This is a genomic window from Palleronia sediminis, assembly GCF_004358695.1.
Taxonomy (GTDB): Bacteria; Pseudomonadota; Alphaproteobacteria; order Rhodobacterales; family Rhodobacteraceae; genus Palleronia; species Palleronia sediminis.
The window spans coordinates 188,134-200,446 of record NZ_SNAA01000002.1 but is presented as its reverse complement, the minus strand read 5'-3'; the positions used below and the strand labels follow the sequence as shown (position 1 = coordinate 200,446).

At 67.8% G+C, this 12,313-nt stretch carries 11 protein-coding genes; 4 read left to right on the top strand and 7 right to left on the bottom strand.

From position 1 onward, the window contains the following. Window positions 1-19 precede the first annotated feature (19 nt). Window positions 20-1,000, bottom strand: coding sequence for an alpha/beta fold hydrolase (locus E2L08_RS03210; RefSeq protein WP_133395618.1), 981 nt, complete (start codon window positions 998-1,000; stop codon window positions 20-22). Continuing rightward, the gene (gene metA / locus E2L08_RS03205) at window positions 975-1,892 is read right to left on the bottom strand and encodes a homoserine O-acetyltransferase MetA (protein ID WP_133395617.1); all 918 of its coding nucleotides are present in this window, start codon (window positions 1,890-1,892) and stop codon (window positions 975-977) included. Before metA ends, E2L08_RS03210 begins: the two co-directional genes overlap by 26 nt. A gap of 132 nt (window positions 1,893-2,024) precedes the next feature. Between metA and E2L08_RS03200 the strand changes: the two genes are divergently transcribed. After that, the gene (locus E2L08_RS03200) at window positions 2,025-2,912 is read left to right on the top strand and encodes a hypothetical protein (RefSeq protein WP_133395616.1); all 888 of its coding nucleotides are present in this window, start codon (window positions 2,025-2,027) and stop codon (window positions 2,910-2,912) included. 9 nt (window positions 2,913-2,921) lie between these two features. On the opposite strand, the gene E2L08_RS03195 is transcribed toward E2L08_RS03200, so the two are convergent. The 3 genes from E2L08_RS03195 to guaA are packed head-to-tail and all read right to left on the bottom strand — an operon-like array spanning window position 2,922 to window position 6,317. After that, entirely contained in the window at window positions 2,922-3,782 is an 861-nt protein-coding gene (locus E2L08_RS03195; protein WP_133395615.1) for an ATPase, read from the bottom strand. 55 nt (window positions 3,783-3,837) lie between these two features. Beyond that, a complete protein-coding gene (locus tag E2L08_RS03190; protein ID WP_133395614.1) occupies window positions 3,838-4,761 on the bottom strand; it encodes a DMT family transporter in 924 nt (307 codons plus the stop codon). Continuing rightward, the gene (gene guaA, locus E2L08_RS03185) at window positions 4,758-6,317 is read right to left on the bottom strand and encodes a glutamine-hydrolyzing GMP synthase (protein WP_133395698.1); all 1,560 of its coding nucleotides are present in this window, start codon (window positions 6,315-6,317) and stop codon (window positions 4,758-4,760) included. The genes E2L08_RS03190 and guaA overlap by 4 nt, the downstream gene beginning before the upstream one ends. 181 nt (window positions 6,318-6,498) lie before the next feature. Here guaA and E2L08_RS03180 point away from each other — a divergent pair, with 181 nt between their 5' ends. After that, the gene (locus tag E2L08_RS03180) at window positions 6,499-8,046 is read left to right on the top strand and encodes a trimethylamine methyltransferase family protein (RefSeq protein WP_133395613.1); all 1,548 of its coding nucleotides are present in this window, start codon (window positions 6,499-6,501) and stop codon (window positions 8,044-8,046) included. 3 nt (window positions 8,047-8,049) lie between these two features. On the opposite strand, the gene E2L08_RS03175 is transcribed toward E2L08_RS03180, so the two are convergent. Continuing rightward, window positions 8,050-8,325: a DUF6477 family protein gene (locus E2L08_RS03175; RefSeq protein WP_133395612.1), complete on the bottom strand. Its 276-nt coding sequence runs from the start codon at window positions 8,323-8,325 to the stop codon at window positions 8,050-8,052. 275 nt (window positions 8,326-8,600) lie between these two features. Here E2L08_RS03175 and E2L08_RS03170 point away from each other — a divergent pair, with 275 nt between their 5' ends. Beyond that, complete coding sequence (locus tag E2L08_RS03170; protein ID WP_168771035.1) at window positions 8,601-9,626, top strand: DUF6456 domain-containing protein; 1,026 nt, start codon at window positions 8,601-8,603, stop codon at window positions 9,624-9,626. Window positions 9,627-9,690: 64 nt separating this feature from the next. Here E2L08_RS03170 and E2L08_RS03165 read toward each other — a convergent pair whose 3' ends face one another. Further along, complete coding sequence (locus E2L08_RS03165; protein ID WP_133395610.1) at window positions 9,691-11,199, bottom strand: catalase; 1,509 nt, start codon at window positions 11,197-11,199, stop codon at window positions 9,691-9,693. A gap of 153 nt (window positions 11,200-11,352) precedes the next feature. Between E2L08_RS03165 and lipA the strand changes: the two genes are divergently transcribed. Continuing rightward, window positions 11,353-12,303 (top strand): lipoyl synthase, encoded by a 951-nt coding sequence (gene lipA, locus E2L08_RS03160; RefSeq protein ID WP_133395609.1) that lies wholly within the window; start codon window positions 11,353-11,355, stop codon window positions 12,301-12,303. Window positions 12,304-12,313: the final 10 nt, after the last annotated feature.

Sequence of the window (12,313 nt, the reverse complement as noted above, 5' to 3'; positions counted from 1 at the left end):
CACTAGGCGCGGCGGACGCCTAGCGCAATCCGGCGCGGCGGGCGGCGCGGTCTATGGCGTCCGTGACGGCTTCGGGGCGGACATGGTGCGGCATGTGCCCGACACCGGCGAGGCGGGTCAGGTGCGCGCTCTCGACCTGTTGGGCCAGCCGCTCCGAATGGATCTCGGCGGGGACGATGTCATCGGCCAGCCCGTGCACCAGCTCGATGGGCAGGGTCAGGCTGTCATAGCGCGCCGACATCTCGACGAGGTGGGGGCGCAGTCTGTTGATCTGCTGCGCGTTGTTGCGAAAGGTCTCGGTGCGCAGGGCCAGCCCGACGCCGACATGATCGGAATAGCCCGCAGGCGGATCGTTGGGTGCAAAGATGGCCTGCACCGCCCGGTCGCCCAGCGAACGAGGCACCAGCGCCGAGATCACCGGCGCGGCGAGCGCCCCGCCCAATGCCGTGCCCGCAAGGGTGTAGAGCGTGCCCAACCCGCCCGGCCAGGGCTCGGTCGCGCCCGAGACCACGACCAGCGCGGCGGGGTCGTGGTTCAGCCCCCAGGCCATCGCCACCGCGCCGCCATAGGAATGGCCCAGCACGATCTCGTCGCGGATACCGATCGCGCGGGCCGCGCGGTGCAGCAGCGCCGCCTGCGCCTCGGGTCCCTCGGCGCGGCCGTCAAAGGCTCCGGCGAATGCCGGGTCGGCCTGCGTGTAGCCAAGGCCGGGGCGGTCGAAGACGGTGACGCGGTAGCGATCCGACAACGCATCGACGAGGCCGAAGGTGAAATCGCGCATGTTGCCCGACGCGCCATGGATGAGCACCAGGTCGGGCCCCGCACCGGTCTGAAGGTAATGAACCTTCCGCCCGTCGATCTCGACGAATTGCCCGATCGGCGGATACCGTTCCTCGGCGGTCTGCGCGCGCAGCGCCGCGCTCCAGCCGGTGGCAAGGGCGCACCCCGCGACGAGAACGCCCGCCATGGCGAGCCTAGCGGCCAATCTGGTCGATGTCATAGGGCGTGGTCTGGTATATCCGGTTGATCCAGTTGCCATATAGAAGATGCGCGTGACTTCTCCACCGGTTGAGCGGCGCGCGGGTCGGATTGTCCTCGGGGTAATAGTTGCAAGGCACCCCGATGGGCACGCCCGCGGCGATATCGCGGTCGTATTCCTGCTTGAGCGTATCGTCGTCGTATTCGAAATGGTTGAAGATATAGAGGGCGCGATGGGCCGCGTCCTCGATCAGCGCGGGCCCGGCCTTGTCCGAGGCGAGCAGAGTCCTGAGCCCGCCCGCCGCGTCGACCTCGTCCTGTCGCATCTCGGTCCAGCGGCTGACCGGGATCACGCAATCGTCCGAAAACCCCCGCAGATAGGGCGAGGTCGGGTCGAGATTGCGGTGCCGGAAACAGCCGAAGAGCTTGGCCCCCAGCATGTGCTTGGGCACGCCGTGGAAATGCGAGATCATCGCCATGCCGCCCCAGCACACGCCAAAGGTCGAATGCACGTTGGTCTGCGTCCAGTCCATCACCTCGCGCAGCTCGTCCCAATAGCTGACTTGGCGGAAATCGAGATGCTCGATGGGCGCGCCGGTGATGATGAGGCCGTCGAACTTCTCGTCGCGCACCTCGGTAAAGGGGCGATAGAACGCCTCCATGTGTTCGGCGGCGGTGTTGCGGGTCTGGTGTTCGGACATGCGGATGAGGTGGAACTCGATCTGCAGCGGCCCCGCGCCGACCAGCCGGGCGAATTGCGTCTCGGTCTGGATCTTCTTGGGCATGAGGTTCAGCAGCCCGATCCTGAGCGGACGGATATCCTGCCGCATGGCCTCGCGCTCGGCCATGACGTGAACGCCCTCGGTCCGCAGGACGGAAAAGGCGGGCAGGTCTTCGGGGAGTTTGATCGGCACGGGGGGCGGTTCCATAACGGCGTCTGGAGGGTCCAGTTAGGCGCTCGGAGCGCGGGGCTCAAGAGCGGGGAATAAGGGTTTGGCCGCGCGGGAACCGATGGCATAAGGGACAGACCAAGCCGGGAGAGCGTGATGAGACCTATCCTTGCCGCCGCGATCTGCCTCGGGCTGCCCGCCAGCGCCGGGGCGCAGGGCTTTCTCGAACGGGCGCAATGCAGCCTGACCTGCGCGGCCGAAACCGAATCCCGCGAGGGGCCGGATTTCGACGCCTGCATGGCGCGGGTCTGCGGAGCCGAGGGGGCAGGGGTAGCGGCAACGCCGTCCGAGCCCGCGCGGCCGGTACAGGCCGAAGAGACGGTCGTCGCGCCCGCGGAGCCCGCCCCTCGGCCCGCCCCCGTAGAGATGGCCCCCCAACCAGCGCCGCCCGTCCAGCAGTCGCCGCAGCCCGCGCCGGTGGCCGAGCCCGCGATCGACCCGGCAGAGATAGAGGCCCTGCGCGCCGAGATCGAGGCGCTGCGCGGCCAGGTCGAGGCGTCCGAGGCCGAAGCCCCTGCGCCCCCGGTCCAGAAAACGCCTCCGCCCGCGCAGGCGACCAAGCCGGACGTCAAGCCGCGAGCGACCCCCGACCACCCCGCCCCCGGCCGCGCCAGCGCGAAACGCTGGGTAAACGCGCGCGCGCCCACGGGCGAGCGCGTGGCGGGCATAGACGAGACGGGCCGCGTCGGCGAAGCGGGGCTGTGGTTCGCCTGCGTGCCCGGCGGCCGGTCCGTCTTGATGCTGGTGGGCGAGCCCAAGGGCGGGCGCTATCGCATCCGCATCGGCAGCTATGAAAAGGATCGCCGCTTTCCCATAGGGCCCTCGGGCTGGCCCGAGTTCAACATCCGCGACGGCGGCGCGGTGATGAAACGGCTCATTGCGGGCGACCGGGTGCAGATCCTGCGCGGCAACGGGCGCGAGCTGTTCGACCTGCCGCTCGACGGCTCGGCACGGGCATTGTCGCGCGCGCGGTCTGGGTGCTGAAACCCGCGCTCAGCCGCGCCGGGCGATGGCGCGCGCGATCAGGTCGGTGAAATCCTCGGCGCTGGCCAGGGCGGCGACCTCGTCGGCGGTCACGCTGACGCCGCGGCGCGCCATCTCGGCGTAACGCGGCTGGCGATGCGCCAGGGCGCGGGCATAGGTCCAGCGGACGAAATCGTCGGGATCGACCGCCTCGGGCGCGATACCCTTGAGCGAGAGATATTCGGACCAGGCGGCGTCGAGGAAAGCGGGCTGGTAATACATCGGCTTGGGGGCGCGGTCGAAGCGGCGCACCAGAGCGTCGGTATGGGCCTCGCTGCCCTCGATCCAGACGAAAAGCAGGTTCTGCGCCAGGCGCGTCAAAAGCGGGTCGTCCGGGTCCCAGGGATCGACGACCTCGCAGATCGACCCGCCCGAATCGCATACGAAATCGTCGTAGCCGTAAAGCGCCCGCGCCCGGTCGATGAAGGGCACGGTGTCCTCGAGCGCGGCGATCTCGGCCTCGCGATGCTGGGCCTGGCGCCGCTGGTATTCGGCAAAGGGCAGGCCGCCGCGCGCCGGATCGCCGGGCTTGCCGAGATAGGTCGAGAGCGGGGCGAGATTGTCGAAAGTGATGTTCGACGCAACATAGATCGAATCGCCCAGCAGCAGCTCGCGCAGCAGCGGAACCTTCATCGCCTCGCGCTTGAAGTTGTCGGCGATGTGTTCGCCCATGTAGCGGGTGCCGATGCGGTAATCGACCGAGTAATGAAACCACCCGCCTGCCGCGCGCAGCATGTTCGAGACATAGGTCTTGCCAAGGCCCGACATGCCGAACAGCAGGACCTTTTTCGCGGGCGCCGTTCGCCATGCCTCGGGGGTTTCATAAATCATGGAGGCGGCTTAGCCCGAGCGGCGCGCGCTCGACAAGAGGCCGCATTACGGACCGTCAGGCTTTGGGCCGGCGGGTCTGGGCGCGGATATTGACCCAGTTCGCCGCAAGGATGATCGCGCCGCCAAGCGCCGTCACCGGGTCCAGCGCCTCGGCAAAGAACAGCGCGCCCACCAGCGCGGCGACCGGCAGGCGCAGGAAATCCACGGGCATGACGATGGTGGCGGGCGCGAGGCTCAGCGCCGTGGTCAGGCACATATGCGCGGTGAGCCCCGCCGCCCCGATCAGCGCGAGCCATGGCCAGATCGACGCCGAGGGCCAGGCGATGTCCCCGTCGAACCCGGCCGCGACCAGACCCATGCCCGCCTGCATGACGGTCAGCCAGAACAGGATCGACAGGATGCTCTCGGTGCGCGTCAGCAGCTTGGTAAAGATCGCCGAACCGGCAAAGCCGATGGCCGCCGCGGCGGCCGCCGCCTGTCCGGGGTCGAGCCCGTCGAGCCCCGGCCGGGCCACGATGAGCACGCCGACAAAACCCACGATCGCGACCGTGATCTTGAGACGCGTCAACCGCTCGGCCAGCAGCAGCGGCGCGGCCAGCGCCACCCAGATCGGCGAGGTGAACTCGATGGCGAACACCTGCGCCAGCGGGATCAGGCTGATCGCGAGAAACCAGAGGTTCTGCCCGGCGAAATGCGACAGATTGCGGATCAGGTGCAGGCCCAGCCGCCGCGCGCGGATCTGCCCGAGCCGCCCGGCGACGGCACCGCCCGCCACCACCAGACAGATGCCGATGAGCGAGCGATAGAGCATCAGCTCGAACGTATCGAGCTCGAGCGTTACGGCCCGCCCCGCCACCGCCATCGAGGTGAAGGACACCACCGCGCCCAGCATCCAGACCGTCGCCTTGAGAATCTGCGCGCGGTCGGTGACGGGCTGGACGCCCCGGATCTCTGCCGCCGGGGTCTCGGGGCCGGTCATTCCCACTCGATGGTGCCCGGCGGCTTGGAGGTGATGTCGTAGGTCACGCGGTTGATGCCGCGCACGGAATTGATGATGCGGGTGGCGGTTTCGCTCAGGAAATCATGCGAGAACGGGTAGTAATCCGCGGTCATGCCGTCGACGCTCGAGACGGCGCGCAGCGCGCAGGCGAAATCGTAGGTCCGCCCGTCGCCCATGACGCCGACGGTGCGCACGGGCAGGATCGCCACGAAGGCCTGCCAGATATCGTCGTAAAGCCCGTGGCGGCGGATCTGGTCGATGAAGATCGCGTCGGCCTCGCGCAGGATGGCGAGCTTTTCGCGCGTGATCTCGCCGGGGCAGCGGATGGCGAGGCCGGGGCCGGGAAACGGATGGCGGCCGATGAAACTGTCGGGCAGGCCAAGCTCGCGCCCCAGCGCGCGGACCTCGTCCTTGAACAGCTCGCGCAGCGGCTCGACCAGCTTCATGCCCATTTTCTCGGGCAGGCCGCCGACATTGTGGTGGCTCTTGATCGTGACGCTGGGTCCGCCCGAAAAGCTCACGCTTTCGATGACGTCGGGATACAGCGTGCCCTGGGCCAGGAACTCGGCCCCGCCGATGGCGCGGGCGTGTTTCTCGAACACCTCGATGAACAGGGCGCCGATGATCTTGCGCTTTTGCTCGGGGTCCGACACGCCCTCGAGCGCGGTCAGGAACAGATCGCTTTCGTCGGCATGGATGACCGACAGGTTCATGTTGTCGCGGAACATGCCCACAACCTCTTCGGCCTCGTTCTTGCGCAAGAGGCCGTGATCGACGAAGACGCAGGTCAGGCGGTCGCCGATGGCCTCGTGCAGCAGCGCGGCCGCGACCGAGCTGTCGACACCGCCCGACAGCGCGCACAGCACCCGCGCATCACCCACCTGTTCGCGGATCGCGTCGACGGCCTGTTCGCGATAGGCGCCCATCGTCCAGTCGCCCGAAAACCCCGCGAGCGCCACGAAATTGGCGAGGAAGGTCTTGCCGCCCGGCGTGTGGTGCACCTCGGGATGGAACTGCGTCGCGAAAAACCGCCGCTCGGGGTCGGCCACGACGGCAAAGGGCGCGCCGGGCGAGGTGGCAAAGGGCCGAAAACCGGGCGCCAGCCTCGAGACGTGATCGCCATGGCTCATCCAGACCTGTTCGCGCCCGCCGTGGAACCACCCCCGCATGAGCTCCAGCGGCTCGTCCGTCGGTTCGATATAGGCGCGGCCGAACTCGGCCGAGCCGGGGGTGCGCACCACCTCGCCGCCTAGCATCTGCATCATCACCTGCTGGCCGTAGCAGATGCCCAGCACCGGCACGCCGAGATCGAATATCCGCGCGGGCGGGCGGGGCGATCCGGCCTCGGGCACGCTGGCGGGCCCGCCCGACAGGATCACCGCACGCGGCGCGAAATCGTCGAGGAACGCGTCGTCGACGTGGTTGAACGGGTGGATCTCGCAATAGACGTTCGCCTCGCGCAGGCGGCGGGCGATGAGCTGCGTGACCTGGCTGCCGAAATCGACGATCAGAAGGCGCTGGTGGGTGTCGGTGATATCCATGGGCGCGGGATTACGCCGCCCGGACCGCGTTGACAATCGCCCGCGGCACGCGAGCCTCGCGAGGCCATGTCGCTGCGGGTGCAGGAAGCGGCGGAAACCGGCAGATCGCGCCCCGCGCCCGGCGCTAGTCACGGTGGACGCGCGGGCGATCCGCGCGCGCACGAGGAGAGCCAGCATGACCGAAGCCGCGACACGCAAGCGAGGCAGGGGAACGGGCGGCGGCGCCGCGCGGCGGGCCGAGCGGACCGCGGTGCGGATCGAATGCGCGCCCGTCATCACCCGCGAGGTGCCCGATCACGAGCCCCTGACCGAAGAGGCGCTGTCCATCATCGAGGCCAATGCCGAGACGGTGCTTCAGGAGATCGGCGTGAACGTGGTCGAGAATCCCGCCGCGCTCGCGCTTTGGCGCGATGCGGGGGCCGATGTGCAGGGCGAACGGGTGCGCATCCCCAAGGGGCTCGCGCGCAAGCTGTGCGAGACCGCGCCGCGCGTGTTCACCCAGCACGCGCGCAACCCCGAACGCGCGGTCGAGATCGGCGGGCGCAACCTCGTGCTGGCCCCGGTCTACGGGCCGCCCTTCGTGCGCGACCAGGCGGGGGGACGGCGCTATGCCACCATCGCCGATTTCCAGAAATTCGTGAAGCTCGGCTACATGTCGAAATGGCTGCACCATTCGGGCGGCACCGTCTGCGAGCCGACCGACATTCCGGTGAGCAAGCGCCATCTCGACATGCTGATGGCCCATATCACGCTCAGCGACAAACCCTTCATGGGCTCGGTGACGGAGCCCTCGCGGGCACGCGATTCGGTCGAGATGTGCGAGATCCTGTTCGGCAAGCAGTTCGTGGCCGAGAACACGGTGATGACCTCGCTCATAAACGTGAACTCGCCGCTGACCTTCGACGCGACGATGATGGGCGCGCTCGAGGTCTATGCCCGTGCCAACCAGGCGGTGATCCTGTCGCCCTTCATCGTCGGCGGCGCCATGGCGCCGGTCTCGGTCGCGGGCACGCTGGCGCAGGTCCTGGCCGAGGTGCTGGCGGGCGTCGCCTATTCCCAGCTCGTCCGGCCCGGCGCGCCGGTGATCGCCGGGGCCTTCGTGACCTCGATCGACATGAACTCGGGCGCGCCCATCTTCGGCACGCCCGAGACGGCCCAGATCACCTATGGCGCGGGGCAATTGATGCGCCGGCTGGGGCTGCCGTTCCGCAGCGCGGGCGCGTTCTGCGGCGCCAAGCTTTCCGATGCGCAGGCCGGATATGAAAGCGCGAACTCGCTTCAGGCGGGACTTTATGCCGGCGTGAACTTCATGCTGCATGCCTGCGGCTGGCTCGAGGGGGGGCTGGTGGCGAGCCCCGAGAAATTCATCATGGATGCCGATCAGCTCGGCATCCTGCACCGGCTGGCCAAGGCCATCGACATCTCCGAGAACAGGCAGGCGATGGATGCCATCGCCGAGATCGGGCCGGGGGGGCATTATCTCGGCTGCGCGCATACGCAGGCCAATTTCAAGGATGCGTTCTGGCGCTCGGACGTGCTCGACTACAAACCGTTCGAGACATGGTTCGACGAGGGCGCGCGCGACAGCGCGACGCTGGCCGCGGCGCGGGTCGAAAAGATGCTGGCCGATTACAGCCCGCCGCCGCTCGACGAGGGGATTCGCGACGGGCTGAACGACTATGTCGCCCGCCGCAAGGAAAGCCTGCCGGACAGCTTTGCCTGAACGCTACTCCACCGGGGTGATCCGGCCGGCAATGCGGCCCTGACAGGCGGCCATCAGCGCGGCCAGCGCGGCGACGTGCCGCGCGCCGTCATAGCAGGGCGCGCCCGACCGGCGGTCGCGGTCGTGCCGGGCCTCGGCCACGGCCAGCGCGCGCAGCGTCGCGGACGCCGCCGCATCGGACTGCCGCGCCTCGGCCACGCGGCGTGCGGCCTCGACCAGCAGGCGGGGGCGCGACAGCGCGGCCAGGTACAGCATGGGGTCGTCGGGGTGAAAGCTCATGGCGGAAAATCCTGTGATCCGGGGTCGATGCCCCATTTCTGCCACGATCCCCCTGCATGTTGCGCAGACGCGACGTTTCGCGTGCGACATGGAAAGAGTTCGTTACCATTTGTTAACGGACGTTAACCATAGTGCGCATAGATGAACGCGCGTTAACCATTTCCGCCCGACAGTCATCGCATCGAAAAGGCCTGCCAGCCGGTTCGTAGCTTGTTTGTCTTAACGGGGGCTGAAGAATGGACCAGATTGCACAAGACGATAAGCGGGAGGCCGGAATGCCCGAGCCGGTGCGGCACTATCTCGACCATGTCAGCGGCGGCGAATCGATCCGCGAGATCGCGCGCCGGACGGGCGCGCACCCCTCCACCGTCCTGCGCCGCGTCCGCAGATACGAGGCGCGGCGCGACGATCCTCTGGTCGATACCGCGCTCGACCGGCTCGCCGGGGACCGCGTCGACCCTAGTGCGAATCGCGCCGAGCGGCGACAAGACGGCATGGATCAGACGCCCTCCCGCCAGACCGTCTCTCCGTCCGGCGACGCCCGGTTCGAGACCGAAGCCCGCCGGGTCCTGCGGCGGCTGAGCGCGACGGGCGCCTGTCTTACCGTCGGTGCGGGCATGGATATGGCCGTCATCGTGCGCGAGACCGAGGACGGCACCACCGAACGCACCGGCGTGGTCGAGACCTGTTTCGCCGAGGACATGGCCCTGCGCGACTGGATACAGCGCAGCGGCACGGGGCGCGTCGCGCGCTACCGCATCACGGCGCGCGGGCGTGCGGCTCTGGGCGACCTTCTCGCCGCGCAGGAAAACCGCGCGGGCCAGCGCAACGACGGCGCGCTGCCGGCGAGCGGCCCCGTATCGGGGCGCGGCGCACGCTATTCGACCACGGATACGCCCATCGCCATGCTGGCCCGCAGGCGCGACAAGGGGGGCGCACGCTATCTCACCCCTGCGCATGTCCGCGCGGCCGAGCGTCTGCGCGAGGATGTGGCCGTCGCCGAGGCCGCGGACGGCACCGCGATCGACTGGGACGCGGCGATGACGCAGACGGAGCCGGTCGCGCGGCAAACGGGCCGTGGCGCCCAGGCCGCGCGCAGCCGTGCCGAGGCGGCGCTGGCCGATCTGGGGCCGGGGCTCGGGGACGTGGTCTATCGCGTGGCCTGCCGGCTCGACGGGCTCGAGACGGTCGAGCGGCGCATGGGCTGGGCCGCGCGCTCGGGCAAGGTGGTGCTGGTCGTGGGGCTCGACCGGCTGTGTCGCCACTACGACACCCATTCGGCCGACGACATGATCGGCTAGGGCCGGAAATGCGAAAGGGCGCGGTCGGAAAACCGCGCCCTTCCAATGGCTTTCAGCTCAAAGCTTACTCGGCCGCCTCGATGGCGCTGTCATCGGTCACGGCGATGGCGTTCACGTCGCTCGCGTCCTTGAGCGCCTGGCGCACGCCCGCGGCATAGTCGGGATGCACACGCTCGAGCACGGCCAGCCAACGCTCGGTCACGCTTTCCGAGCAGGGGCCCATCGCCGCGGCCATGTTGTGATGCAGGCGGTTCCGCTCGTCCTGATCGAGCACCTCGAGATAGAGCTGGCGCGGCTGCACGTAATCCGCGTCGGCATCCTCGACGACATAGCGGTCGGCATCGCCGTCGATCCTGAGCGGCGGCTCCTTCTTCGAGAAATCCGCGACCGGGCCGTCATACTGGTTCGGCTCGTAATAGGCGTCGGGATTGCCGAAATCATTGGTGAAGAACCGCATCGGGCCGTCCTTGTGATAGTGGTTCACATTGGCGGCCGCCTTGGGGGCGTTGGCGGGCAGGGCCTCGTAATGGGTGCCGAGGCGGTAGCGATGCGCGTCGGCATAGGAGAAGATGCGCGCCTGAAGCATCTTGTCGGGGCTGAAGCCGATGCCCGGCACCACGTTCGAGGGCGAATAGGCCGCATTCTCGACCATCTGGAAGTAGTTTTCCGGGTTGCGGTTCATCTCGACCTCGCCGACCTCGATCAGCGGGAAATCGGAATGCGGCCACACCTTGGTCAGGTCGAACGGGTTGAAGGGCTGTTTGGCGGCGTCTTCCTCGGCCATGACCTGGATATACATGGTCCATTTCGGGAAATTGCCCGATTCGATCATGTTGTAGAGGTCTTCCTGGTAGCTCTCGCGCGTCTTGCCGATCAGCGCCTCGGCCTCGGCGTTGGTATAGGTCTTGTGGCCCATCTGGGTCTTGAAGTGGAACTTGACCCAATGGCGCACGCCCTCGGCGTTCCACATCGAGAAGGTGTGGCTGCCATAGCCGTTCATCCGCGCGGGGTTCACCGGGATACCCCGGTCCGACATCAGGATCGTGACCTGGTGGACCGATTCGGGCTGCGCCGCCCAGAAATCGAACATCGCCTCGGGCGAGCGGAGGTTGGTCTTGGGGTGACGCTTTTGCGTGCGGATGAAATCGGGGAACTTGAAGGCGTCGCGCACGAAGAAGATGGGCGTGTTGTTGCCCACCATGTCCCAGTTGCCCTCTTCGGTGAAGAACTTGAGGCTGAAGCCGCGCACGTCACGCTCGGCATCCGCGGCGCCGGCCTCTCCGGCGACGGTCGACCAGCGGGCGAGCACCTCGGTCGTCTTGCCGACCTCCGAGAACAGGGCGGCACAGCTATACTTGCTGATGTCGTGGGTCACGGTGAACGTGCCCTGCGCGCCCCAGCCCTTGGCGTGAACGACCCGCTCGGGAATGCGTTCGCGGTTCTGGTGGGCGAGCTTTTCGATAAGCTGGTAATCCTGTAGCAGGATCGGGCCGTTGCGACCGGCAGTCTGCGAATACTGGTTCGAGACGACGGGCGCACCGGCGGTCGTCGTCAGGCGGGGTTTGTCGGCCATGGGATATCTCCTCGGGTCGGGCGGTTTAGAACGGTTCTAATCGTCTCGTCCCGCGGGTGCAACATGCGACGCGGATGACGGCGCGAAAGGGTCGCGCCTGCGTGGACATCGGCGGCGATGCTGCATAGATCGGTCGGGCGAAGGAGATTTTCCATGCCCCGCGACCTGAAAATTCCCGATCAGCGCCACCCGGAAAAGGCGCATCGCCCGGAAACGCCGCGCCTCAGGAAACCCGACTGGATCCGCGTGCGTGCCCCCTCGGGCGAAGGCTATGCAAAGACCCGCGACACGATGCGGGCGCATAACCTCACCACCGTCTGCGAAGAGGCGGGCTGCCCCAATGTCGGCGAATGCTGGTCCCAGGGCCACGCCACCATGATGATCATGGGCGAGATCTGCACCCGTGGCTGCACCTTCTGCAACGTGGCGACGGGGCGGCCCGATGCGCTCGACGCGTTCGAGCCGGGGCGCGTCGGCGACGCGGTGAAAAAGCTGGGGCTGAACCATGTCGTCATCACCTCGGTGGACCGCGACGATCTCGAGGATGGCGGCGCGGCCCATATCGCGCAGACGATCCGCGCGACGCGGCGGCAATCGCCCGGCACCACGATCGAGGTGCTGACGCCCGATTTCCTGCGATGCGGCCCCGAGGCGCTCGAGACCGTGGTCGCGGCGCGTCCCGACGTGTTCAACCACAATCTCGAGACGGTGCCCGGCCTCTATCCCGAGGTGCGGCCCGGCGCGCGCTATTTCCATTCGCTGCGGCTATTGCAGCGCGTGAAAGAGATCGACCCGACCATCTTTACCAAGTCGGGCATCATGGTGGGCTTGGGCGAGACGCGGGCGCAGGTGCATCAGGTGATGGACGACATGCGCGCGGCCGATGTCGATTTCATCACCATTGGCCAGTACCTCCAGCCGACGCCGAAACACCATGTCGTCGCCGATTACATCACCCCCGAGGCCTTCGCGGGCTATGAAAAGGCCGCATGGGGCAAGGGGTTCCTCATGGTGTCGGCCACGCCGCTGACCCGGTCGAGCTATCACGCCGGGGACGATTTCGCCCGGCTCAAGGCAGCGCGGGACGCGAAACTGGCGGTCTGAGGCAGATCGC

Bases quoted from the DNA above. Each gene is read 5' to 3' on its own strand.
- E2L08_RS03210 (WP_133395618.1), bottom strand. From the start codon at position 1,000: ATGACATCGACCAGATTGGCCGCTAGGCTCGCCATGGCGGGCGTTCTC.
- E2L08_RS03175 (WP_133395612.1), bottom strand. From the start codon at position 8,325: ATGAGCTTTCACCCCGACGACCCCATGCTGTACCTGGCCGCGCTGTCG.
- E2L08_RS03190 (WP_133395614.1), bottom strand. From the start codon at position 4,761: ATGACCGGCCCCGAGACCCCGGCGGCAGAGATCCGGGGCGTCCAGCCC.
- E2L08_RS03195 (WP_133395615.1), bottom strand. From the start codon at position 3,782: ATGATTTATGAAACCCCCGAGGCATGGCGAACGGCGCCCGCGAAAAAG.
- E2L08_RS03170 (WP_168771035.1), top strand. From the start codon at position 8,601: ATGCCCGAGCCGGTGCGGCACTATCTCGACCATGTCAGCGGCGGCGAA.
- E2L08_RS03180 (WP_133395613.1), top strand. From the start codon at position 6,499: ATGACCGAAGCCGCGACACGCAAGCGAGGCAGGGGAACGGGCGGCGGC.
- lipA (WP_133395609.1), top strand. From the start codon at position 11,353: ATGCCCCGCGACCTGAAAATTCCCGATCAGCGCCACCCGGAAAAGGCG.
- E2L08_RS03165 (WP_133395610.1), bottom strand. From the start codon at position 11,199: ATGGCCGACAAACCCCGCCTGACGACGACCGCCGGTGCGCCCGTCGTC.
- E2L08_RS03200 (WP_133395616.1), top strand. From the start codon at position 2,025: ATGAGACCTATCCTTGCCGCCGCGATCTGCCTCGGGCTGCCCGCCAGC.